The sequence below is a fragment of the Dyadobacter sp. HNCC25DJ185 genome, assembly GCF_056895195.1.
In genome coordinates, this window is sequence record NZ_JBXHAR010000002.1 from 104,039 (window position 1) to 127,691 (window position 23,653).

18 protein-coding genes are annotated in these 23,653 nt (G+C 47.3%); 3 read left to right on the top strand and 15 right to left on the bottom strand.

Going from position 1 to position 23,653, the window contains the following annotated elements:
• Positions 1 to 14: 14 nt before the first annotated feature.
• The 8 genes from AC1XUF_RS05780 to AC1XUF_RS05815 all read right to left on the bottom strand — a co-directional run bounded on the left by AC1XUF_RS05780 (position 15) and on the right by AC1XUF_RS05815 (position 11,577).
• Positions 15 to 1,628 (bottom strand): arylsulfatase, encoded by a 1,614-nt coding sequence (locus AC1XUF_RS05780; protein ID WP_483340718.1) that lies wholly within the window; start codon positions 1,626 to 1,628, stop codon positions 15 to 17.
• A gap of 121 nt (positions 1,629 to 1,749) precedes the next feature.
• Positions 1,750 to 4,089 (bottom strand): arylsulfatase, encoded by a 2,340-nt coding sequence (locus AC1XUF_RS05785; RefSeq protein ID WP_483340719.1) that lies wholly within the window; start codon positions 4,087 to 4,089, stop codon positions 1,750 to 1,752.
• A gap of 21 nt (positions 4,090 to 4,110) precedes the next feature.
• Positions 4,111 to 5,547 carry a sulfatase gene (locus AC1XUF_RS05790; RefSeq protein WP_483340720.1) on the bottom strand — a complete coding sequence of 479 codons (1,437 nt, stop codon included), beginning with the start codon at positions 5,545 to 5,547 and terminating at the stop codon, positions 4,111 to 4,113.
• Between the two features lie 22 nt (positions 5,548 to 5,569).
• On the bottom strand, positions 5,570 to 5,971 hold the full coding sequence (locus AC1XUF_RS05795) for a carboxypeptidase-like regulatory domain-containing protein (RefSeq protein WP_483340721.1): 402 nt from the start codon (positions 5,969 to 5,971) through the stop codon (positions 5,570 to 5,572).
• A 124-nt stretch (positions 5,972 to 6,095) separates the two neighbouring features.
• Positions 6,096 to 7,025 (bottom strand): type 2 periplasmic-binding domain-containing protein, encoded by a 930-nt coding sequence (locus tag AC1XUF_RS05800; protein ID WP_483340722.1) that lies wholly within the window; start codon positions 7,023 to 7,025, stop codon positions 6,096 to 6,098.
• A gap of 511 nt (positions 7,026 to 7,536) precedes the next feature.
• Positions 7,537 to 8,445, bottom strand: a complete 909-nt coding sequence (locus AC1XUF_RS05805) for a ThuA domain-containing protein (RefSeq protein ID WP_483340723.1) — start codon at positions 8,443 to 8,445, stop codon at positions 7,537 to 7,539.
• A 100-nt stretch (positions 8,446 to 8,545) separates the two neighbouring features.
• Positions 8,546 to 10,798 (bottom strand): M1 family metallopeptidase, encoded by a 2,253-nt coding sequence (locus AC1XUF_RS05810; protein ID WP_483340724.1) that lies wholly within the window; start codon positions 10,796 to 10,798, stop codon positions 8,546 to 8,548.
• A gap of 98 nt (positions 10,799 to 10,896) precedes the next feature.
• On the bottom strand, positions 10,897 to 11,577 hold the full coding sequence (locus AC1XUF_RS05815) for a hypothetical protein (RefSeq protein WP_483340725.1): 681 nt from the start codon (positions 11,575 to 11,577) through the stop codon (positions 10,897 to 10,899).
• Positions 11,578 to 11,906: 329 nt separating this feature from the next.
• On the opposite strand from AC1XUF_RS05815, the gene AC1XUF_RS05820 reads away from it, so the two are divergent.
• Positions 11,907 to 12,278: a hypothetical protein gene (locus AC1XUF_RS05820; protein ID WP_483340726.1), complete on the top strand. Its 372-nt coding sequence runs from the start codon at positions 11,907 to 11,909 to the stop codon at positions 12,276 to 12,278.
• A gap of 86 nt (positions 12,279 to 12,364) precedes the next feature.
• Here AC1XUF_RS05820 and AC1XUF_RS05825 read toward each other — a convergent pair whose 3' ends face one another.
• On the bottom strand, positions 12,365 to 12,931 hold the full coding sequence (locus tag AC1XUF_RS05825) for a hypothetical protein (RefSeq protein ID WP_483340727.1): 567 nt from the start codon (positions 12,929 to 12,931) through the stop codon (positions 12,365 to 12,367).
• 266 nt (positions 12,932 to 13,197) lie between these two features.
• Between AC1XUF_RS05825 and AC1XUF_RS05830 the strand changes: the two genes are divergently transcribed.
• Positions 13,198 to 13,974, top strand: coding sequence for a DUF899 domain-containing protein (locus tag AC1XUF_RS05830; protein WP_483340728.1), 777 nt, complete (start codon positions 13,198 to 13,200; stop codon positions 13,972 to 13,974).
• 113 nt (positions 13,975 to 14,087) lie between these two features.
• Here the strand turns inward: AC1XUF_RS05830 and AC1XUF_RS05835 are convergent, their stop codons facing one another.
• Positions 14,088 to 14,462, bottom strand: a complete 375-nt coding sequence (locus AC1XUF_RS05835; protein ID WP_483340729.1) for a DoxX family protein — start codon at positions 14,460 to 14,462, stop codon at positions 14,088 to 14,090.
• 123 nt (positions 14,463 to 14,585) lie between these two features.
• On the opposite strand from AC1XUF_RS05835, the gene AC1XUF_RS05840 reads away from it, so the two are divergent.
• Complete coding sequence (locus AC1XUF_RS05840; protein WP_483340730.1) at positions 14,586 to 14,966, top strand: winged helix-turn-helix transcriptional regulator; 381 nt, start codon at positions 14,586 to 14,588, stop codon at positions 14,964 to 14,966.
• On the opposite strand, the gene AC1XUF_RS05845 is transcribed toward AC1XUF_RS05840, so the two are convergent.
• From AC1XUF_RS05845 to AC1XUF_RS05865, 5 genes are all read right to left on the bottom strand, one after another.
• Positions 14,941 to 15,870, bottom strand: coding sequence for a hypothetical protein (locus AC1XUF_RS05845; RefSeq protein ID WP_483340731.1), 930 nt, complete (start codon positions 15,868 to 15,870; stop codon positions 14,941 to 14,943). The two genes, AC1XUF_RS05840 and AC1XUF_RS05845, sit on opposite strands and share 26 nt — an antisense overlap.
• Before the next feature lie 879 nt (positions 15,871 to 16,749).
• On the bottom strand, positions 16,750 to 18,009 hold the full coding sequence (locus AC1XUF_RS05850; RefSeq protein ID WP_483340732.1) for an ankyrin repeat domain-containing protein: 1,260 nt from the start codon (positions 18,007 to 18,009) through the stop codon (positions 16,750 to 16,752).
• Between the two features lie 310 nt (positions 18,010 to 18,319).
• Positions 18,320 to 19,948 carry an alpha-amylase family protein gene (locus tag AC1XUF_RS05855; RefSeq protein ID WP_483340733.1) on the bottom strand — a complete coding sequence of 543 codons (1,629 nt, stop codon included), beginning with the start codon at positions 19,946 to 19,948 and terminating at the stop codon, positions 18,320 to 18,322.
• A gap of 60 nt (positions 19,949 to 20,008) precedes the next feature.
• The gene (locus tag AC1XUF_RS05860) at positions 20,009 to 20,191 is read right to left on the bottom strand and encodes a hypothetical protein (protein WP_483340734.1); all 183 of its coding nucleotides are present in this window, start codon (positions 20,189 to 20,191) and stop codon (positions 20,009 to 20,011) included.
• Between the two features lie 70 nt (positions 20,192 to 20,261).
• Entirely contained in the window at positions 20,262 to 23,237 is a 2,976-nt protein-coding gene (locus AC1XUF_RS05865; protein ID WP_483341281.1) for a glycosyltransferase family 117 protein, read from the bottom strand.
• Between the last annotated feature and the right edge of the window lie 416 nt (positions 23,238 to 23,653).

Here is a 23,653-nt window from a genome sequence, read left to right on the forward strand (position 1 = left end):
TAGCATTACATTATTTATTTGTGGGCAGCCGCTTCTGCTTTGGCCTTATCATAGTCATAAAACCATTTGAATGTCTTGTCAAACTCTTCCGCTCCTACCCTTTTGTACCATTCGTCATATTTGGCAACGAGCCTTTTAGCGACTTCGGGTTGTTTTGTAAACTGATCATCCAACTCCGTGCGGTCTCTTTCCACATCGTACAATTGCCATTTTTCGGTCTTTTCGGCAACGAGTTTCCACTTGCCGTCGCGCAATGCGCGGTTTCCTTCATGTTCCCAATAAATCGGGTTCTTGCGGTGGAGGGGTTTACCGGTGAATGCGGGCCTCAGGCTTGTACCTTCCAGCGGCTGAATGGTATTTCCTTCAAAAGTCGCCGGATATTTGGCACCACCCAGGTCCACCAACGTGGCCATGATGTCGACAATATGTGCAGGTTGCTTTTCGAATTTTCCATTGCGTGAAGCCGGGATTCCATTGGGCCAGGAAATAATGCCCGGTGACGAAATGCCGCCCTCATGCGTATGATGCTTGTATGCCCAGAAAGGTGTACACGCCGCCTCAGCCCATCCTTGTCCGAGAAAAACAGTTGATTTGGCATCCCCCGGTTTGTCGCCTTCGTACCTTCCCTCTATACCAGGTTCGGCATTGCCGCCATTATCTGAAACGAACAATATGACCGTGTCATCGAAAACGCCGCGTTTTTTCAAACCAGCCACCAGGTCTCCAATGCTTTTATCCAACCGGTAAATGACGGCCGCATAAATCGCCATCATGTCGTCATACCGTTTCTTTTCCTGTTCGCTCAAACTTTCCCAGCGCGTCACGTTCGGGTTAATGGGCGGCAATTTCCAGGAAGGGTCGATCAACCCCAGCCTGATCTGCTTTTCATAGCGCTCCTGTCTTAGTTTTTCCCAGCCTTTCAGGTACTTACCCCTGAACTTCGCAATGTCCTCTTCGGAGGCCTGCAATGGGAAATGGGGCGCATTGTGTGCGAGATAAAGCATAAACGGTTTCTTTTCAGCAATCGCCTCGTCGATAAAACGCAAACCGTAATCTGTCCACAGATCCGTGGAATACCAGTTTTTCGGAAGCTTATCAGAGTTGTTAGGAATCTCGGTACCATTTAAAAACAGCTTTGCATTGGTTCCTTCCGGGTTATAAAAACCGCCGGTAGGCGCATGTAGCGAACGTTGGAACCCGCGGTTCGAAGGATACACACCGTGTTGGTGACCAACATGCCACTTACCGGTCATGGCAGTAAAGTAGCCCGCGGTGTTCATGACCTCGGCAATGGTAACACTGTTGTGGTTCAACTGACCGCGGTAAGCAGGATGGTCAACACCCTTGTCTTCCATCATGTGGCCAATGCCCGCCTGATGCGCGTAAACGCCCGTCAGTAAAGTTGCGCGCGTCGGGCAGCAGCGGGCGGTGTTGTAAAAGCTGGTCATGCGAACACCATTTTGTGCTAGCTTGTCCAGGTTCGGCGTAGGGATTTCACTTCCGTAGCAACCCAGATCGGCATAACCGAGGTCATCGGCGAGGATAACGATGATGTTTGGTTTTTTCTGGGCGAAAGACGCGTGCGCGGCGAGCAGCGCAATCATTACAATTCTAAAGTTTGCTTTCATCTGAATGATTATCGTCATCCTGAGCGGAGTCGAAGGACGTTACTGGCTTGGCAATGTGTCCTTTGTGCATAGTGCTTCCCTCACTTCGGCTTCGCTCAGTGTGACAAGGTTATGTTACATGTTATTCATATTTAATCGTCACCTTCTTCAACTTCCCGGTAAAAGCATAAGGCGCTTTGTATTGGTCCGAAACCGCATTTTTCTGATCCCGTCCCACATCCGTTCCGTCCAGATTTCTTGGCCCCTGGATTTGCCCCTGCTCCGCGGTGAAGCTTCTCTCCCCTACTTTTTCATCATTGATATAAACCGTTTCTTTCCCGACCGACTTACCCGCCTCCGCCGGTCCCGAATGTTCGTAAACCAGCCTGAAATTCACTTTTCCTTTTGGAATCGCATTGGCAGAAGAAATATTGAAAACATCCTTTGCTGTTTTGTGCGTATAATGGAACTTGCCGTCTTTGACGAACAGACTGATCCCGCTTTTATCCCCGCCCACCGCAAACAAAACGCCCTCTTCCTGCCCGGAAACGATTTCTGCTTCCGCATTGACTGTAAATGACCTGCCGTCGTACAGCGGGCTGCTCACACCCACCAGGTTGTCGACGCCCGGAAAAAGCGTGATGTTTGGCATTTTTCCATATACCGTCCTTCCGGCTGGCATGTCGTGCGCGGTGAAGTCTTTTAATGGATATACATTGTATTTTTTGGCTTCCTGATCAAAAACCGCCTGCAATTCTTTCAGCTTCGCCGGTTTTTTGGCGGCGAGGTTATTCCGCTCGTTAAAATCTTCATTGAGGTTATAGAGTTCCCACACATCCTTGCTGAAATCTACTTTTCCGCCGGTTGGGTCCGCTTTACCAGATCGTCCCTCCAAACCTTCCCAGACATCATGGCCCCGGGAAGCTTTCCAGCCGTCTTTGTAAATCGAAAGCGCACCGGCGATTTCATAATATTGAATGGTATGCTTTGATGGCGCTTTTGCATTGTCAATTGCATAGGCCAAACTGGTTCCCTCGATCGGTTCCTGCTTATAACCATTGATCAGTTTCGGCGACTCGCCTTTGATGATCTCCAAGGTTGTCGGCAGCATGTCGATAACGTGACCGTACTGGTGACGAATACCTCCTTGATCCTTGATCCCTTTAGGATAATATAAGATCATCGGATTGCGCGTGCCGCCTTCGGTATTGGCATCGGCCTTCCAGTAGCGGAAAGGCGTATTGGCCGCAGCGGCCCAGCCGATTGGATAGTCTGTACTGGATTCGTCTGTACCTATTAAATCTCTGGCATTCAGGATCGCGTCAATTCGTGCTTCCCCTTGAAGCCTGTTGATCTGCGGATTAATCGTGCCGTGCTGGGTCCCCCCTTTGCTGGCCCCATTATCGCCCAGAATAACCGCGATCACTGTGTTATCCAGCTGGTCGATTTGTTCGAGATAGTTGACGATCCTGCCGATTTCGTAGTCAGTATAGGAATAAAAGGCGGCGTATACTTCCATGAAATGCGCATAGGCCTTCTTTTCCTTCTCAGATAAGGCTGCCCATTCTTTTACACCCGGATTCCGTTCGGGCAAAACGGCGTTTTGGGGTATAATGCCCAGTTTTTTCTGATTTTCAATCACGATCTCCCGGTACTTATCCCAGCCCAGGTCAAACTTCCCTTTGTATTTGTCGATCCACTCTTTGGCTACCTGATGCGGCGAGTGCGTTGCGCCAGTGGCGAGGTACAGGAAAAATGGCTTTTCGGCATCGACGGATTTCTGATTGGCAATGTATTTGATGGCTTTGTCGGCCAATAGCTCGTTCAAATGCTTGGTATTGGGTTCAATGTCCAGCTTGGTCGCATCCTCCCAAAGTTCAGGATGCCATTGGTCCGTGGCTCCCGGCAGGAAACCGTAGTAATGGTCAAAGCCTCTTCCGGTCGGCCAGCGGTTAAAGGGACCGGCCTGCGAGTTCTCTGTCACCGGCGTCAAATGCCATTTACCCAATGCAAATGTGCTGTAACCATTTTCACGCAAAACTTCGGCAGCTGTCGCTTTTTCGAATGGCATATAGGTATCGTAGCCTGGATAATCAACCGCGGCAGGAGTAAGCAGCCCCACGTGGGCCGAATGGTGGTTTCGTCCTGTCAGCAATGCCGCACGGGTCGGGGAACAGATGGCCGTGGTATGAAAATTCGTAAAACGAAGCCCTTGGTTCGCGAGTTTCTGAATGTTAGGCGTCTCCACCAATCCGCCAAAAGCCGTCGTCGCGCCAAATCCTGCATCGTCGATCAGGATCCAGACCACATTCGGCGCACCTTTCGGGGCCTTTTTGTTGTATTCGATTTTGTATGGGGTCGATTCCTGCAAGGTCTTGCCGAATTTCCCGTTCCAGGGCTGTTGCGGGCTGTTTTGTGCCAGAACCTGACCGGACACGCACCCTGCCAGTACCGATGCCACTATTTTTAAACCAATTTTCATAAAAATATCCTTGTTAAAAGATTATTTGCCTGTTGCTGCGGGAGCATATTCCGGATTTAATTGGGTAGGTACTGGCGCATGCGTTTTGGCTTTCCATGCATCCAGCTTGTCTTTCAGTTCCTTCGTTTTCGCCGGATGGGTCTTCGACAGATCGTTGCTTTCGCCTATGTCCGTCTTGATATTGTAGAGCTCAACGCGCCCGTCCTCATAAAATTCATGGAGCTTGAAATCGCCCGATCGAACGGTGCTCGTGGGCCGCGTCCTGAATGCGTCGCTGTTGCGCTTATCGTCTTTGTAGGCTTCGAGATAGGCCGGAAAATGCCAGAAAATATCCCTGGCAGGCGTCGTTTTCTGAGCCAGAAGCGGCGCAAAGCTCTGGCCGTCGAATTCAGAATGCAATGGTTTTTTAATACTGGCGATTTCAAGCAGTGTCGGGTAAAAGTCGACGCCAATTACCGGCGTATCTGTGGTTGTACCAGGTCTGGTTTTGCCCGGCCATTTTACAATTAAAGGAACTCGTATTCCTCCTTCGTAGAGCATCCCCTTTGACCCACGAAGCGGATATTGGCTTGTATTTGCACCCTGTCCGCCATTGTCCGAGAAGAAAATGACCAAGGTATTTTCAGATAGCTTCAACGACTCCAAGGTCTTTAAAACTCTGCCGATCCCTTCGTCGGCACTCTGTATCATGGCCGCATAGGTCGGATTATTGTGGTATTCATCGCCCTTCTTTGCCTTGTATTTCTCTATAATGTCTGGTTTAGCTTCAACCGGCGTATGTACGGCGAAATAAGAAAGGTACAGGAAAAACGGCTTTTTTTGATTGGAATCAAGGAATTTAACTGCTTCGTCGGTCAGGCGATCGGTAATATACTCACCTTCTTTGCCGGTTGTAATACCTTCATGCGGTGTGGGTTTCCCGTTTTTGGAATAGGGGTAAAAGTAAGAAGGAGTCCCTTCACTGTTTCCGATCACGTAATCAAAGCCCTGCGCATGTGCATCCGCATTTTCGCTCTTCTCACCCAATTGCCATTTTCCTATCAAACCCGTGTTATAACCGACATTTTTAAGTTCTTCGGCAATCGTCACGAAGGACGGGCTTAACACCGTAATGTTTTTGATCGGTATCAATTTTCGGTCCGTGGACTGGCCGCGGTCCGGGTTACCCACCGTGTAAATGCCATGGCGCGGCGTGTATTTCCCGGTCATCAGGGATGCCCTGCTGGGCGCACAATTTGGTCCGACCGAATAAGCCTGGGTAAATTTCAGCCCTTGCGTAGCCAGCTTGTCGATATTCGGCGTCTCATAGTATTTACTTCCTGCCGAACTCAAATCAGTCCAGCCCCAGTCATCGACCAGGATGAAGAGGATATTAGGGCGTTTTTCAGCATTTCCCTGGGAATAGGTAGCTGGGGAGACGATGGTAAGAAGGAGGATAAAAATTGGAAATATCTTCATGCGATTAGTTTTTAACTCGTTTCTACATCTGCATGGTTGATGTTACCCGGGGGAACCGAAGAAACCGAGCCGGTGAGGTCGCCCTCTTTTTTTGAATTCCGTACCCGATCACGACCACTTCATCCAGCACATGGGCAGTTTTCATCATGATTTCGGAGGGCTCGTCAGACAACTCGTAAATATCAATTTCCTGTTGCTGGTATCCCGTGGCGTTGACTTGCAGGGTAAAAGGGAAATCCTTGGGTGCTGCGATATTGAACTTGCCACGCAGGTCGCTGCCGGTATTTTTGGAGGTGCCCTGCAAAATAACGGTTGCTCTGCGAATCGTCTCCCCGGAAGCATCTCTAACAACTCCGGTCGATGTATCCTGGGCGGAAAGAACATCAAAGGCCATGAAAAACGCGAGGTACACGTACTTTTTCATTGAAATTTAAGCGGGTAAAATGGAAGATGGCGGTTGCCAAGCATTAAGGGGATGATATTTGGCATAAGCACCCCCAATGCCGCCAATGGTAGCATTGACGGCATTCACTATACGTTGACAAAAGTTATTTTACAGCTGCAAACCTTTCAAGTTTCTCCTTTTCCTGTTCCAGCCTTTTGCTATCCGGCTTCAGATAACCAAACTGGCGCAGGTCTTTACCGGCATTTGCGGCCACCCAAAGCAGGAATTTCTTGGCCTCAGGATTTGAATTGTGCTTGTCGATCGAAAAGTGGATATACTCGACAGGCACGTTCCTGACTTTTTCATTTTCAAGGCTGGTCAGTACCTGATCCAGGTTATCCAGCGCTTTCTCCTCTTTCGATATCCTGCCGTTTCCGTCCTGGTCTACCGGAATAATGGTAATCCCGTCCAGAGGCTTTCTTGTCTGTAAGTCATAGGCAAGGCCTGGCGTCGTGTAGGTAATACCCGTTTCGTCTTTCAGCAGAGCTCTAATCAAATGTTCGTCAGCACCTGCAATGGCTTTTCCTTTAATCTGCTGTTGCTCATAGCCAAAATATTTCGCGAAAGTCAGCGGTGCCCCGGCTTTTTGCAAGCGGGTATAAATGGTGTAATTGGTGGGCAGCGTATTATCTTTTTCGGCGTAGATATCATGGAAGAAGATTTGTTTGTAAGTCTTTTCATTTAGCCCTTTATCGCCGTATTCTTTGGCAAACGCAGATTTTGCATTGGCAATGGGCAGCAAAGCATAGCGCCCTACTGAAATATATTCTCGTGTTTCCCTCACTTCTTTTTCCTGTTCGTAGGCTTCGATCAGCAGGTCATATTTCTGCGGATCTGTGATCGTCCGGGTTTCAATGACGATCTGGGCTTGGGGGTTCAAAGCCGTGTACTCTTTAATCCACTTTTCCACCAAAGGATAAGCAAATCGAACGCCCGTGATAATTACTTTATTATCAGCAGTTTCCTGAGCAAAGCCGGATGCGGCCAGCAGCGAAAAGACAGAAGAGAATAATAGGGATTTCAGTTTGTTCATGATTGTGATATTAATTAAATAACCCGACCGGAAAATCCGCAAAACGGATCAACCCAACAGATTTTACAGTTGAATAACAGGAATGAAATATGGTTTCAAGAGCCGTTTAAGGCCCGTCAGAAAATTCAATAAGGGCGGCAACAACATTCGGACAGTTGCCGGAATTCAGGATTGGATACCACCATAGGCGCAACTTGCCGTCGCGAAGAATGTACATTCATCGAATTCATCAGTGAAAATGACTATGTTTTTCTCCTGTGCTGGTGGTTAACAAAAGAGAAATCTACTAATTTGATAGACAAAGTAAATTTAAAGAAAATCAAATAGCAAGAAATTTCTTTAAATTAAGCGGAATGAGTATTTTGAAGGTTACTTACCCGACGGGCACCAAACAGTTCCGGGGCTCAGCGAAGTATATTTTTTGACGTCAATATCGTCAGTAGTTCAAGTATATCTTCCGTGCGACTACTTCCAGATGAGCATCCTTCTATCTTAATATTGGCCCGTTTCTTCAATTAATCCGCTTAGTCAATTTGTCCAACTGGGCTTGCGTGGGCGTGGCCGAAGGTATGCCGTTTTGGGGAGGATCGATCTTAGCGGTCCAGGCAATTGCGTTCAGTACCAGCTTCCGGATCTGATCGTTTTGCCAATTGTTGTGAACATGCCCACCCGAAAACCCGAATCCACGGCCACCGCCAGGCCGATCGTATGCCCAGGCCAGGGTTTGCGGCTCCCTTTTTGTCAAAACGGCTTCCCTCACATCCGGATTATTGGAATGGGTGCCGTCAGGACGGTTCAATGTTCTTTCGGGCGGCAGGGCCTGTAAAATGGGGGTGATATTCATGGAATCGTCGGCAAAGCGCATATGGTAATACCATTCATCCATAATCCCAAAAGGCTTTATGCCGCGCGCGACGGGATGATCGGGAAATCGGGCGAAATGGGCTTCCCAAAGCGGGTTGACGGACCAATTGATCTCAAAGTAACCCCCGATCCATTTTTTGAAATAGTTTCCCGCTTCGCCTTTTGGAACTTCCAATGCAAAATGAAGGACAACAAGGCCGATACCTTTGACCATTAACTGATCCATTTCTCTCAAATGCGGCATCACCATGTGGCTGTCACCACCATCGCCGTACAGCACAATTGCATCGGCATCTTCAAGCACCCTTATATCTTTGGGCCAGCCTCCCTCTATCACTACTGCGTTCACACCCGAAATGCTTTCATTGAGCGCCTTAGCCAGCAATGTGCACCCGCCTTTGTGCTCATGCTCCCCCTTTCCATGACTGTCCGGCCCGGCTACAAAGACGATCTTTTTCTTTTCTGGCAACGTTTTCGAACTTGCATCCTGGCTCAGCGCTGAAGGAATAATGCTCAGAAAAATAAATAATAAATTAATGTTCAGCACCTTAACCATAATCACTACCGGGTTTAATTTCGAAAAATCAACTTCGTAATTAACTGAATTGGTAACGACTGATATAAAAATCAGGCCAAATGGTCCATTCTACCCCGCTTTATAGTTTCAAAAATCGGACGGAGGTAACCGCTTTCAAGTCTGTGCCGAAGAGTTTCAGAATATACAGTCCGCTTGCCAGCCCGGTGATGTCGATGCTGTTTTGATCCTGCACCAGCAAACCGGAAAGTTTCGCATCCGCTACTGTCCCATTTAGCCCGTAAATGGACGCATTCAGGTTTTTAACCTTGCTATCAACTTTAAAAATCAACCGGTCTGTCACTGGATTCGGCGCCAGCACTATGACTGTACCCACAGCGGCTTCGCACGAAGAAGCTATAATGCGCGTGTATTGCACTTTTCCGTCATAATCTGTCTCAGCGATCCTGTAATAATTCCTTGGGGCTGCCCCTGATAGATCATTGAAACGATATTCTTTTCTTTCCAGCGAATTCCCCGAAGCATCGACGTGCCCGATGGAATACCATTGGACTGCGTCACTACTTTTTTGTACCTCAAAAAAGGCGGCATTGACTTCCTCCGACGTCGCCCATTCGAGTTTCACATCGTCGCCGATGCACGTGCCATTGAAGGCACTAAAGGTAACGGGCAATGGATCGGAAACTTTAGTGAGGGTATTGTTCCGGGTAATCAGCCAAAGTTCCGGGTCAAAAACCACCTGGTCCGGTACAAAACCCAGGTTCTCCGTAAATACCTGACCATTTGATGTGTTGTTCAGGATTACCAGCTTTTGTTCACCAGTGGCCGTTTTTTTGAAAAGCAGCGGAACGGGCAGCTGAAAAAAGGCCACCGACGCGTCGGAGGTATTCTGGCTGAGTTTGATCTGAACTGAATTATTACCGGGAAACCAGTCGACATGATAGGAAGGATATCCCTGGCCGGTAAACCACTGGTCAAAAAAGTATGTCAGGTCCCTGCCGCTGGCGTTTTCCAGGTGGCTTTTGAATTTGGCCGTCGTGGCAAAGCCATAAGCCGAAGTAGGGTCGGCCAGGTAGTTTTTTACAGCGGAAATAAAAACCGCATCGCCCAAAATCCAGCGCAACATATACAACACATGTGACCCTTTATAGTAGCTCAACCTTTGGTTAAAAATTGCGTCAATGCTGGTAACATCCTGCACTTTCACCGATCCGCCCGGCATTGATGTAATGTACTGGATTTCTGCATTGCGCCGGGTAAGCGTATTTGCCGGAGATTTATTTTCCAGGTACATGCTGGCCAAATGCGTCGCAAAACCTTCGTTGAGCCAGATATCCTCCCAATTCCCACAAGTAACTTTGTCCCCAAACCATTGATGCGCGAGTTCATGGGCTACGAGTTCGTTGTTCATATTTACCATAAATGAGCAGGTCTGGTGCTCCATTCCTCCTCCCCAACCCCACTGGACATGGCCGTATTTCTCCTTTCGGAATGGATATTTTTCAAAAAGATTCGTGTAAAAATCAATCTGGGCTAAAGCTTCTACAGCCCCGGCTCCAAAACTCGCCTGACTTTCGGGATAACAAAATGTTTGCATCGCGATCTGTTCGCCGGAAACATTTGCCGTGTGATTTAAAACAACATAATTGGAAACCGCCATACAAACCAGATAGCTGGCAATGGGGTAGCGATGCTTCCAATAGGAAACCATTTTATTCCCCGGAAGAGCGGTCTGGCTTTGCAGAAGTCCGTTTGAGACAGCTTGATACTGAGCAGGATGGGTAATATAAATATCAACAGAATCCGCCTTATCATCCAGGCCATTTTTGCAGGGCCACCAGTCTTTGCTGCCAAAAGGTTCACTTAATGTCCACATAATCGGTGCCAGCGTTGCGCCGGAACCGTGGGTTGTCACTTCAAACGAGCCGTCGGGGGAAAACGGCGCCCCATTGTAAGCAATGCTGATCGAATCTTTCACTCCGGCCGCAACAGCCGCAGGAAATAACACATCGATTGTGCCGCCCAAATGCGTGAACGATAAGGGAATGCCCCGCTGGGTCACGGAGGAAACGGTAAGATTATCCGCAAGATCAAATGAGATCGTGTTTCCGGCCGATGTCATCACATAATGCGTCGTGACCGTTCCAGCTATCGCCCGTACATTCGGGTCGACCTCCCATTCACAACGGTAGTATTTAACATCAAAATGATTCGATGAACTGGCCCTGAGCATTCGCCGAGGATCGTCAAAAAATAATCTGTGAGCACGCTTTTCCATTGCGGATACTTGCTCCAGAGTCGTAAAATCTTCCTTCTTCTGTGCCAGGACACTTGAACACGCCAGAAGGAATAACACCAGTACTCTTGCTCTCATACAATACGGCTTTCCGATGGTGATAAATGATACGAACTTAATTATTCCCCCGGATATACCTATCTTAAACAGATTCTAATGAGCAAAACGGGGATTTATCAAAACGATCGGTCGCAAAAGTCCAGCAGCGCGACCAGATCGGCTTCGCATCTGAAGTTGACCTTAGTTTTACGGAAGTAACGGAGCAGCTCTGACTTGTTCCGGGAATAGATCCTTAAAAAGACCGCCTTGCCTGCTTCGTGAAAACGGTGGTTATAGTCGATCAGGTAAAAAGTCGGTTTGAGCTGATGTACTTCCGGAGATGAATTATTCTGCCACTGAAAGCTGCCATCCTGATTGCTTATGAATGCAGCAGCGGGCTGACTGCTGCTTTCTGCGGTAAATTTCTGATCGGAATGATCACGCTTATTACCTGCCGGGGACCAGCTGATTTTCTTTGCAAGAGACACTTGAACAGCCTGCTTCACCAATTCAAGTTCACCATATTCGTCACTTGGATAAAATACCGACTGACCGATTTCTATTCGTGCTATTTTTTCTTTTCCCGTTAATAAAAGCGTATCCCCTGCCGCACTTATAAATTGAACCCGCCCATACTGATAATTGTAATTAAGCATCGCTTTCGCCCTGGTCCCATTCCGAAAATGAACGGTCCCTGCGCCAAAATTCTCATACCTGTAAAACCGCACAGGCATTATTACCTTTTCATGTTGGGTCACGGCTGCACTTACAGGACAAAAATCCCGGAACAGCAAAAGAAGCAATAGGATAGAAATCATCACAAAGCAAAGGTGAGGTGAACAGAAGTTAACTTGGTTATTTTAAAGACGTCCAAAGAGACCCTCCATACTCTCCTCATTGATCTCCCGCAGCCAAAATTTTCAACATGCTGCTGGACAGGCTCTTTTGCTGAACTATTCTACAATATGGGTGCGGATATCATAGATAATATCGAAATTTAAGTAATAGTATTACTACATTTTTTACGCTTAACGTATATATTTGAGGGTGAAGTAAGTGAATCCAGCGGTTTAAGGTCATCATCCTGTTATTTCTGGTCTGGGGTATAATTTTGGTACCAATACGCTTATTATCAAGAGACTAAATCATGGAAATAGGAACCATTAAAGCTGTTCACATTTATATTCACAACGAACAATATGTTACAGCTGAACTCGAACTGAATGTAAAAGGCGCTAAATATTCGTTTGGTGGCGATGCAATGTTTTTGTCGGGGCCAAACGGCGGAGGGGCCTTCGATGCTCCATATTTAGGCAGATTTCTTTTTAGATGTATGGAAATAGGGAATGTTGCGAGCTGGGATCTGCTAAAAAGTAATAAAGTCTTAGTTGAGCTCGTCGATGGCAAGGCGATTGCCATCGGCACCGTAGCCGGCAACAAATGGTTCAATCCAGCAACCGAGTTTGATACAATGCAAAGAGAAAAACGGGACATCCTGAACGAAAATCCAATTAAATAAGCATAAAGCGGGAATTTAGCCCAAAAGCAAGGCCTGCCGGAATTCCGGCAGGCCTTGCTTTTGGGACTGTATGATCAATGACCCGATTATTTTTGAGGTATTCTTCCAGCACCGCCAGGAATTGTAGAGGGAGTGGAAGTACTTCCTGGCACAGTCGCAGAAGGTGTTGTTGTGTTGTTAGGTATGGTCGAAGGCTGCGTGGTTGTACCTGGATAAGTTGTTGCTGGTACATTGTTGCTGTTAGGCAATGTCGAACTTCCCGGGATACTGGAAGACGGTACTGTGCCTGGCGCTGCCGCAGGTTGAGTTCCGGTCCTTGGAACATTCATGGAAGGCTGCGGCGTACTTACCGGATTGGTAGTCGTAGGAGTCGTTGTTGTAGACCTGTCTGGCAATGTTCCAGGCGGTATGGTTGCCGGCTGTGAAGAGCTGCCCGGTATGGTACTGGTCGCTGGTTGTGCTGTACTGCCAGGCTTGCTGGCACCAGGCAAAGTAGAAGGCTGAACTGTACTGCCCGGAACCGTTACCGGCTGCGTTGATGTGCCAGGTACTGTACTGGTTGGTGTGGTGCTCGATGGGGTCGTTGTTTGCGCAAACGCAACGGTTGATCCCATGATCGCCAGTGCCATGATGTTCAATTTTAAGGTTTTCATGATCGTCTATGTTTGTTGATTATATGAAATTACAGGTATAGTTATAAAAATAATCGTACCAGAAACGCAGGGCAATTCAACGGGTCTGGCTGCCCGTGTTCCGCCGCAAATCGGGCTTGTTTTTACACGCTTCACGATGATTGTAAGGCTGAGCGTGAGCCAGAAATCCAGTAGATGTCTCAAATACCCCCCATATTAGACGCTATCGCACATCCTGTTTTTTTATTTTATGTGAGAGATTTGTACAAATCAAAACCTTGCACACCATGGACAAACAGCAGGAACTTTTAGCCAAACTTCCGGGCCCGGGCCTGTCAGGTCACCCGGTTGTTTCAGAAAAAGAATGGATAGCAGCCCGTAAGGCACTTTTAAAGAAGGAAAAAGAATTGACCAAACTGAGCGATGCGCTTAGCGAACAGAGAAGAAACCTCCCTTGGACAAAAGTGGTTAAAGACTACCGTTTCGAAAGCGCGGAAGGTACCGCCACGCTCGCCGACCTGTTTGCGGGGAACAGCCAGCTCATGATTTATCATTTTATGTTTGCGCCGGATTGGGAAGAAGGTTGCCCAGGCTGTTCTTTTATGGCCGATCACATCGACGGCCCCAATCTGCATCTGGCCCATCACGATGTATCCGTGGTAGCGGTATCGCGCGCGCCGCTTTCGAAGATCCTTCCTTTTAAAAAAAGAATGGGATGGCATTTCAAATGGGTGTCCTCCTTCGAAAGCGACTTCAACTACGATTACCAGGTGTCCTTCACCGAGGATCAGATCAAAAATGGCGAAGTGTATTACAATTACGAATATGCGGCCCATGATTCGGGTACCGAGTCACCGGGAACCAGCGTATTTTTTAAAGATGCTTCCGGGGCAGTTTACCATACGTATTCGAGCTACGGACGAGGCGGCGACATTTTGCTGGGTGCGCACAACTTCCTGGACCTTACCCCAAAAGGAAGGAATGAAGACGGTGTTATGGATTGGCTGCGCCACCATGACAAGTACGATCATCTTAAAAGCGGTCCCGAAGGCTGCTGTCATTAGTGCTCCGGGTCATCTCGTCTAGAAACTTCTCAACGATATTAAACCAAGCTGCCTGCGAGGGAAACCGGTTGCGGGCAGCTTGGTTTACAGGCTTACGAGAAAAGGTCTGACTTTCAGTTTGCCGCAGTGGACGATCGCTGTGTTACAGGGAGGAAAATACTGGAATCCCTCAGAAATGCGGCGATCCAGATCAATACCATCGGCAACACTGCGTTGAATGGCGTGCCATGTGACAATTCGGTAGCGATAGCCCCAGCAAAATAACAGTTTAATAACAAAAAGCCGATCTTCATGGTCTTCGGATAAATGAACAGCGCGGTAAATCCGATTTCCATCATACCCAGGACCGTCAGATAATCCCCTACCCCTACTTTGCTGAGTCCGGCGACCACCTCCTCACTTTTCACAAGCTTCATAATGCCGCTAACAACCACGAGAAGAGATGCAATAGCGGTAAATGCAATGGTGATGATTTTTTTTGCTTTCATTATCATATTTGTTTTGAACAAAATTAGCTATCTTTACTAATAAAATGTTAGTAGTATACAAAAGGTTAGTGATAACCTTTTGGTAAGCAATCTCATATGCGCAAACTGGATAAAACGAAGACAATGCCCACTTCTGTCGAATGCAATGGCAAACTAGGCGCAGTGGGCGACGCTCTTTATGTAATTGGCGGGAAATGGAAATTAAGGGTCATTATCGCGCTGTCGGAAGGCAATAAGAGGTTCAACGACCTACAGAGGACGATTACGGGCATTTCGGCGCGGGTATTGTCCAACGAGCTCAAGGAACTGGAAATGAATGGTTTTGTAAAAAGAAAAATCTATACAGAACCGACCCTGATGATCGAATATGAGCTCACCGAATACAGCGACACGCTCGACCCTGTGCTCGAGTCGTTGATTAACTGGGGGGAAATGCATCGCGCGAAGATCAAAAGTGAGGCGAGGGCCGAGGCAAAACTTATTGCTCAGGGAGAGAGACAGTGATATGCCACATATCACCTGAATTGGTGACTTTTTCAGTACCCCAAACACCCTCACCGCCATCGGCCCGGAGATATACCCCAAACACCAGCGTACTGATATCCGATCCTTTGATCAGCACACTGCCGCAGGCGGCGCCGGTATCGCAATTGCCGGTAATGGGAGATTTGGAGTGCAGGATTTTCTTTTTCGACGGGTCGATCAACATTTCCTTGTTGCCAGATAGTCTTGTCAGGGTCAGTGTGGGCGTCTGCAATTCTAACTCAGTGGTGAAACCCAGTCGCTTATTGCCAAAGTTGGTCGTAGCACCCAGCCCCACCAATGAAATGACCGGGTTCTTTACCGGACGACTGAATTGCAGACGTAATTTGCCATAATAATATCTGTTGGTATCTGCCTTAGGTGCGTTCGAAAGCAATAGCGGCTTTGCGGACAGAAAAACCTGCAGCCCTGCATTCGCATAGAGGTTGATACCCCGCCCCGCGGGGCCGTCAGGATGGGCGGTGAATATAGTCCTGGTGGTGTCGGTATAATAATAATTAGTGTTCACAACCGGAGCCGCCTTGATCTGGGCTGTGCTGGCACCGGATGCTGCACCGAACGTCATACCGGTAACATGCTGCGGAACAGTCACATAAGGCTGATCATCAAAACTAAAAGTAACAGATAAATCAGTCCCTGGCTTTTGAAAATAGATGCCCTCATCTACGCTGCCATTTTTGTTAAAATAAAAAGTAAGCGTCTGGGGGATGGAAGTCGGCCCTTTGGGAACTGGCACCGGAGAGCTGTTATTTACGCCATCCTGAACAAATTCGAGTGTATTCTGGGCAACCAGCTGGAGTGATGCGCCGATCCAAATTAACAAGAGGGTTACCGGAAAGCCCGGCATAGATGATGAAATAAGCATGTGTGGAAATCAATATCATGGTGAATATCTAAGTGCAAGATATGATTTCAAAATCATGCTTGCCACTATTTATCCACACACCTTTTCAGTTTTACAGTAAAGTGCAAATTATTCTTGGATTATTTTTACATACCCCACATTGCATGTAATTAACTGATTGTTAACTTCATATAAATTCAACTGCGACTCAAATCTTAATTTCCGAACTAGTTTTTAGAGCCATTCTGCATTTTGTCATATAATTTCCCCGCCACAGCTACACCTAAATGCGAACGATCCTCTGTTTACGTCCGCAGCTGCCACCTCGTTGGCCGATACAATTTTCCACTTTTCGAAAAGTTTCTTCAAAAGGGTTACCCCACCGATTTCCTAACCAATTTTTACTTCCCCAGCCTCTTTTTTCACATTGACCTGGAATGCCGAGCTTTTCGAACGAAATTGTCTTTCCAGCCAGCAGGCTCAATGTGTTGTAGCTCAATAAACGCGTATAATTTGTATAAGCATTTCCCGCAAACCCGCTGCAAATGCCAAGTTTCCCTTTAGTGTAAAAGGGCGATTCCCTGTCATAAGGAATGTCAGAGTGTTGCTAGACAGTTTTGTAATCCTCCCTGGCAACTTGCTGCTGTATCCATTTTTACGAAAATTCGTCGCGGTGAAGACCAATCATTAGACCTCGAATCCCAAATAACCGCTCGTTCCGGTGAAAACCTTAGGTTACCTTCTTTTTTACCATATAAGCGAGCCAACGGTGCCACTTGTCAGCAGTATGCCTTCATCCCAGGCCTTGGGCAGGCTTTCCGTGTATTTCGAGTCGCTGGCGAGAAAGACCGCTACTACCCACAAGTAAAAAAACAACAAGTATAAGTTTGAGCATTACTCCTATATGTCATATCTCTGCAGGACCTCGGCAACCCGCTCGTCCAGGGGTGGAGTAAGACCAGCAAATAGCCACCATGAGTGTATTCTGGCACCGGCCTCAATCAATTTAGTAATAATTTCGAGGTGGTGGCTACCTAACCCTCTGTTGACCGTCGCCCAGAGCGTTTGATCTAGAACCGTCCCGCCGAATTCGTTACGGGCTTCCAGGGGCGCCTTTCTCTTCAGCAGCAAATCGATAATTTCAGGATAACCCAGGTATGCTGCCCAATGCAATGCAGTCCATTGTTTTTGGTCACGAGACAACGTACTGACGCCTCTGTCCAGCAGATAGGCAACGGTTTCTCTTCTGTTCAGCATAGCAGCCCAAACCAGTGCCAACTCTATATTGGCTTGCGGTGTTTTAACATTCTTAAGCCATCCAACGTTGATCAGCGGTGCCCCTGGAAGCAACCTGCCATAACCATCCAAGTATTCATCAAGCATTTCGTGCTTTCCCATCGCAGCGGCCAGAACCACATTGTCGATTCGTACCCCACGCCTTTCCAGCGCGTCTGCGGCTTCGGGCTGATGGAAATAAATGGCAGTGGCGAGCGGGGAGCCGTCATCCACTACCCCATTGATCGCCGCCCCATGGTCCAGTAATTTTTCTACCAATGCGGATAGTACTCCTGCTTTTGCAGGATGCGGGCTTGAAACGGTAAGTTCGAGAGTTGTACCCCATTTGTGTTCGCAGACGCTTGCCAGGGCATCCACTTCACTGCCGGAAGACAACAGGATCTCGGTGATGTCAACCGCATTTTCCGGCGTTTTCCGTCGGTAGCTTTCTATCCTGTTGGCAGCCACATAATGCAACAACGTAGCCTTATGAGCGCGCGAAGAGCGGCTCTGAACTAGCCCCCGATTGCTATGTATCAATGCGGCCAGCAAATCGGTGTCACCGCGAATGATAGCTTCCACTGCCTGCTCAAATAGCCTGGTAGACGATCCATCCTTGGCGTACTCGCCTATATGACTGCAAAATGCCTCAAAATCTTCAAACCCATGCTGCCTGGCGAGGATCAGTCGGGCATCATCCATTCTGAAATTGGTTACTGGCCTGTTGATATCTGCCAGCTTTTCAGGATTGGGATGGTATTTTCGGATATATTGAATGGTGTGATTGTCTACTGATTTACAGGCCTCAAATAACTCACATGCCTTTTTTTCATAATATTCTATAGTAGGGTATTCGATCAGAGGAATTACGTCTATGGTAGTCATTGAGTATATGAGTAAATAATCCAATCATCCGGTAAAATTTAAATGATTAAACCAAAATAGTACATCGATCAGGAACGGTGTCCAACAGGCGACCCTTGCCTCTCAAAAATGTGACAATAGGTAGACCCACTAAGAAATTTTACATACAATTTGAAAAGATAACAAAAGATAAAGGGCGAAACCACAAATCAAAAACTCGATTTTGGATTCCAAAACCCGCTGAATAAATAAAAATAAATGGAAAAATAATATTTATGCAAGTAAGACCTGTAATTATTCCTAAATGATGGCTACAAACTACTGGACTGACTTATTCGGGATAAGCCTTAAACCAGCGATAGCCATAGGCCTCCAATGTAATGGTGTGCCTGCCACGTTCATCCAGAACACTCTCAATGTTATTCATCAGGTCTACAAGCCTGCCGGTACCAGCCTGTTTTTCAGGAACAATAAGCTCTAGTGACTTTTCTTCGAAGTTGTGCCAGATCAATAATACCCTGCTTTTCCAGGTATATCTCATTCCGAGTATCTCTTTGTAACCTGTGTCCATGATTTCCCAGTCTCCGTATCCAATCTCCGGACATTCTTTTCGAAGGCGGATCAAGGTAGTCATCCAATTGAGCAGCGAGGACGGGTCCCTGCGCTGGTCTTCCACGTTCATATGTTCGTAAGAATAGTAGCCATCTTTAATAATGGGATTAACAAGCCGTTCGGCTTTTGAGAACCCTCCCTGCCTCTCCGAAGACCACTGCATGGGCGTCCTGACCGCCTCACGCTCGCTCAATGTCAGATCGTCTCCCATCCCAATTTCATCGCCATAACGGATTACAGGTGTACCGGGATAGGAAAACATCAAGCTATAAGCTAATTCAGTCTGCGCACGGTTTCCGAGCATTGGGGAAAGTCTCCTTCTGATACCACGGTTGTAAAGCTGCATGTCGGCATTAGGCCCAAACCTTTCGAAAACCTTTTGCCTCTCTTCTTCGGTAAGTCTCCCCAGGTCCAGTTCGTCGTGGTTGCGCAGGAAATGTGCCCATTGGCTCATTGCCGGAATATCCCTGGTGGCTTCAAGGGCCTTGATAAGCGGCGTGGTATCGGCAGTAGCCAGCGCGTAAAAAGTATACTGGTTTACAAAAAAATTGAACATCAGGTGGATCCCATCACCCTCATCGCCGAAATATTTCTTACTCTCGTTTGGCAATACATTGGCTTCGCCCAAAAGCACCGCATCCCCCTTCCGCCATTGGAGAAAGCTCCTCATCTCTTTCAGGTACTCAAAGTGCATGGAAGGTTTTCTACCGTCGAGAGACGGCGATTCCAGCATAAAAGGCACGGCATCTACCCTGAATCCGGCTATCCCGAGTTCGAGCCAATAACCCATAATACGGTTAATTTCCTCACGTACCTGTGGATTATCAGCGTTGAGGTCAGGTTGGAATTCGTAAAAACGATGAAAATAATAAGCCTTCGTCACCTTGTCCCGCGTCCAGGTTGCTTTCTGGACACCCGGAAAAACCATCCCCTTATTCCAGTTTTTGGGGCGCTTGTCCGACCACACGTACCAGTCCCTTCTTGGGTTATTCTTTGAAGAACGGGCTTCCCTGAACCAGCGGTGCTCATCGGAGGTGTGGTTCACGACCAGGTCGATAATCACTTTGATCCCAAGCTTTCTGGCTTTATGAATAAAATCGACAAAATCCCCGCTGGATCCATGGCGAGGGTCGACCCCATAAAAATCGCTGATATCATAACCATTGTCGCGATTGGGAGTAGGCTGAAAAGGCGCTAGCCAGATTGTGTCCAGGCCAAGTGCGTGTAAATAGTCCAATCGATTACACAAGCCCTCGAAATCACCGGTACCATCGTCATTTCCGTCCATGAATGTCTCGAGATCGAGACTATATATTACTGCGTTTTTGTACCAAAGCTCTTCAATCATAAACCAAGATTTTTTTCCAGGTCCCGCTAAAAAAGCAGTGCCATGCAGTTTCCGTGTTGCCTATATGTCTTCCATATAGCGCCATTCCATAATATCTGAGCTGTTATGGGTAACGGTTTCCTGTGCATAGATCTCGATGAACATCTGGTTCTGCTCATCGAACTCACCTTCTTTCCAGTCGTCTTCGTCAAATCTTTTGAACTTGACGAGTGAGCCGTTTTCCGGCAATTTCCTGTTATCCATTGGTCAAAATAAAAAGATGGGCAATGCTACAATTTCACATTGCCCATCCAATAATAAAACCTTGCCTATTCTATTTTTCCCCGCTGTACATATTGAAGGCCAGCAAATGCTTTCGGAAAACGGTATCGTATTTGTCGGCCTCGACATCCCTTTTCGCCCTTCTGCATTCCTGCACAATGCTCTGCAGAATAAAAAGATCTACGTTTACATCCCTGCTCTGCTCGCCTCCATTCTTCTTGATCCATGTGAGGTTTTCGTCAGAACGCAATGCCATGGTTTTGGCGGAATCCAATGCTTTTTTATTTTCGCCTACGTCAAAAAGCGGGCCAATGAAACCAACGGACACCTGATCAAATGGAATGGTATCGTCCGGCATAACGGCCATTGCTTTGTTCAATACCTTTTTGGCCTTATCCATTTTTCTTTCGGCAATAAGCTGCTGCGCCAGTCGAAGAAAAGATAGCCTGGCCGTGAATACCGGTGCGCCACGGTAGGTATCGTCGTAATAAACTTTCGGATTATCCATTTCCCGCCAATAGGTTTTGTTCATCAAATTATTGTACATCACGTCCGAATTGACATATCCGTCGGAGGCGCCTTCCACGCGCACCGGCAACAGCCTGTAAACATACCCTTCTAACTGAAAATACTCCTGGAGGCCAAGGTTATGGGAAGCCCCCATCGTGGATGAGAAGTAAATGGGCCGTTTCCAGTTATTGCTTGCAATAATGTCCAGCATCACCAGATCTCCTTTCAGCAAGTCCTTCTCTCCTATTTTCCAGCTCATGGAGTCGGCCATAAATGGCACTAATTCCTTTTTCACGATACCCATCGATCCGACCTGCCGCTTGTCTACGGGAAGAAACAAAGTCGACGAAGGCAAAATAGACGTCATATCGCCACTAGTAAGTGGTACCTGGATGGCCCTGTTATCCTGCCGGATCAGTTCCAGGTACTCCTTCAGGTTGATCCCGTTCTTGACCGATGCAATTTCATAGAACGGGACATATTCATTCTTGCCGGTCTGGTAATTATTGGTATCCAGCGTAAAGGGCAGCGCTTCCGACTGATTGATCTTACGCTTCAGTTGTTGGATATACCAGTCCGTGCCCAGAAATGTCTGAACACAGACGCGCACATCGGTCCTGAACCCCTCTACTTCCTGAACATACCACAGCGGAAAGGTATCATTGTCTCCGCCTGTAAATAAAATCGCATTGGGCGCGCAGGAATTGAGGAGGTTACGGGCAAAATCAACTGAATGGTATCTATTGCTCCGGTCGTGGTTATCCCATCCCTCGGCAACCATCATAATGGGGACAGACATGCTGGCAACAACAGCTAAAATCGGGTGGAGTAAAGGCTTTTGGATGAACCTCCTGGTGAAATCGGCGACACCCATTACGCCAAACCCTATCCACATGCAAAAAATGTAAAAGGAACCTACATAGATATAGTCCCTTTCTCTGGGCTCCGATGGCGGTGAGTTAAGGTAAATCACCAACGCGACACCGGTTAGTGCAAACAGGAGCCCAAGCACCAGTAGATCTTTGCGGCCCCGCGCATACATATAAACCAGGCCCGCCAGGCCCAACAGAAACGGGAGCATGAAAAAATTGTTATGTCCCCGGTTTTTCATCAGGGATGCCGGATAATCTTTAAACGAGCTCCATGGCAGCAAAACACCCGCACCTTCCTGGTCGCTTTCACGACCCACAAAGTTCCACAGGAAATATCGCCAGTACATATGCCCTATCTGATGTGAAAACATATAGGTCAGATTTTGTTTCATCGTGGGCTTTTGTCCTGCTGCTACACCGGTCATTTGCTGATAAAGCTGTGGGTGGCCGGGCTGAGAACTGTACATCCTTGGGAACAGCATATTGCTTCCTGGTTCGTACTCGTATATCGGACGATAGTCAATAACCACATACTTTCCGTCCTTTTTGACATATACCGGGGCACCTCTTTGCTGGCCTACCGGATGCGAAATAAATGACGGGCCGTAGAGAAGAGGCCGGTTTTCATATTGCTCCCGTTTCAAATAAGAAACAAACCGCAGTACGCCGCTGGGGTTGTTTTCATTAATAGGCGTGTTATATCCTGAGCGTACCAAAACCATTGTATACGAGGAGTAACCGATCAACACAAATGCGAGGGAAAGAAGGCCGGTGTTAAGTAAAATTTTACCCTTTTTCTGTGAATATCTGATACCCCAAACCAAAGCGCCAAGGAAGAAAATGATAAAAACAGCCACCCCTGAATTGTAGGGAAGCCCCAGCGAATTGACGAAGAATATCTCAAATTTACCGGCTAGTTCGGGCAGTCCAGGAATGATACCGGAATTGATCACTGCCAATACGATCAGCCCAAGCAGAAAAGCGGCAGAGGCCCCAAAAACACCTGGTTTGGGAAATTTCTTAAAGTAATATACCAAAGCAAGCGCAGGTATCGTAACCAGGTTTAGAAGATGGACGCCAATAGATAAACCGACGAGGTACGCCGTGAGGATTAGCCAACGATTCCCGGCAGCAGTATCTTCTATGCTTTCCCATTTGAAGGCGGCCCAGATGACAACGGCGGTGAAGAAAGAAGACATCCCATAAACTTCGGCTTCTGCGGCTGAAAACCAGAAAGAATCGGACCAGGTATAAGCCAATGCTCCAATGACCCCGGAACCTATAACGAGTATCATATCACCATGAGTCAGATCTGTATTTTTTTTTGCCAGCAGTTTGATAGCCAGCATGGTGATTGTTTTGTAGAGAAAGAAGATCGTAAACGCACTACTCAAGACGGAAACCATATTAACCCAATATGCAACTTGGGTAAGATCCCCGAAGGCTAACAAGGAGAACAACCTGCCAATCAGTAAGAAAAAGGGCGCGCCAGGTGGGTGCGGCACTTGTAACTTGAATGCGCAAGCGATAAATTCACCGCAATCCCAGAAACTGGCTGTACGTTCCATGGTAATCACGTAAGTGGCCAGAGCAATGGCGAACATACCCCAGCTGACCAGGTAATTCCATTTTTTGAAAAGCGTCATCATAATTAAAGGTGTTTTGATCTGATTTGGACAAGTGCCCAAAACTATTCACAACACCCCGAAGCGCTATTTGTGGAGGTCTTAAAAAACGTTAAGAAAAACCACAGCAAAAGCCGGTTTAACTTTATTTAACATGCTGATTATTTGAATAACAAACAGGAATGACACCTAACAGATTAGGTTTCTATCACACACCAAAAATGCCCGGCTTATCTGATGAGAAGCAGTTGATAAATAAGGTAAATAACTGTGGTCCATAATGCAGAACCCAAAGTGACTGTCAACAAGACAGTACCAAAAAAAGGTAATTCCGCCGATTTGGGGTAATTGACAGCCCTTTCCATTAATTAAAATCGTTGTTGTGAGGGGTAAAAACTACAATGATAAGCGTACTGCGCGCATGTAAGCGGGTATTT

Coding starts and splice junctions, on each gene's coding strand:
- AC1XUF_RS05840 (WP_483340730.1), top strand. CDS start 14,586: ATGCCCACTTCTGTCGAATGCAATGGCAAACTAGGCGCAGTGGGCGAC.
- AC1XUF_RS05830 (WP_483340728.1), top strand. CDS start 13,198: ATGGACAAACAGCAGGAACTTTTAGCCAAACTTCCGGGCCCGGGCCTG.
- AC1XUF_RS05835 (WP_483340729.1), bottom strand. CDS start 14,462: ATGAAAGCAAAAAAAATCATCACCATTGCATTTACCGCTATTGCATCT.
- AC1XUF_RS05790 (WP_483340720.1), bottom strand. CDS start 5,547: ATGAAGATATTTCCAATTTTTATCCTCCTTCTTACCATCGTCTCCCCA.
- AC1XUF_RS05855 (WP_483340733.1), bottom strand. CDS start 19,948: ATGATTGAAGAGCTTTGGTACAAAAACGCAGTAATATATAGTCTCGAT.
- AC1XUF_RS05825 (WP_483340727.1), bottom strand. CDS start 12,931: ATGAAAACCTTAAAATTGAACATCATGGCACTGGCGATCATGGGATCA.
- AC1XUF_RS05845 (WP_483340731.1), bottom strand. CDS start 15,870: ATGCTTATTTCATCATCTATGCCGGGCTTTCCGGTAACCCTCTTGTTA.
- AC1XUF_RS05805 (WP_483340723.1), bottom strand. CDS start 8,445: ATGGTTAAGGTGCTGAACATTAATTTATTATTTATTTTTCTGAGCATT.
- AC1XUF_RS05820 (WP_483340726.1), top strand. CDS start 11,907: ATGGAAATAGGAACCATTAAAGCTGTTCACATTTATATTCACAACGAA.
- AC1XUF_RS05785 (WP_483340719.1), bottom strand. CDS start 4,089: ATGAAAATTGGTTTAAAAATAGTGGCATCGGTACTGGCAGGGTGCGTG.
- AC1XUF_RS05860 (WP_483340734.1), bottom strand. CDS start 20,191: ATGGATAACAGGAAATTGCCGGAAAACGGCTCACTCGTCAAGTTCAAA.
- AC1XUF_RS05850 (WP_483340732.1), bottom strand. CDS start 18,009: ATGACTACCATAGACGTAATTCCTCTGATCGAATACCCTACTATAGAA.
- AC1XUF_RS05780 (WP_483340718.1), bottom strand. CDS start 1,628: ATGAAAGCAAACTTTAGAATTGTAATGATTGCGCTGCTCGCCGCGCAC.
- AC1XUF_RS05815 (WP_483340725.1), bottom strand. CDS start 11,577: ATGATTTCTATCCTATTGCTTCTTTTGCTGTTCCGGGATTTTTGTCCT.
- AC1XUF_RS05810 (WP_483340724.1), bottom strand. CDS start 10,798: ATGAGAGCAAGAGTACTGGTGTTATTCCTTCTGGCGTGTTCAAGTGTC.
- AC1XUF_RS05865 (WP_483341281.1), bottom strand. CDS start 23,237: ATGACGCTTTTCAAAAAATGGAATTACCTGGTCAGCTGGGGTATGTTC.
- AC1XUF_RS05800 (WP_483340722.1), bottom strand. CDS start 7,025: ATGAACAAACTGAAATCCCTATTATTCTCTTCTGTCTTTTCGCTGCTG.
- AC1XUF_RS05795 (WP_483340721.1), bottom strand. CDS start 5,971: ATGAAAAAGTACGTGTACCTCGCGTTTTTCATGGCCTTTGATGTTCTT.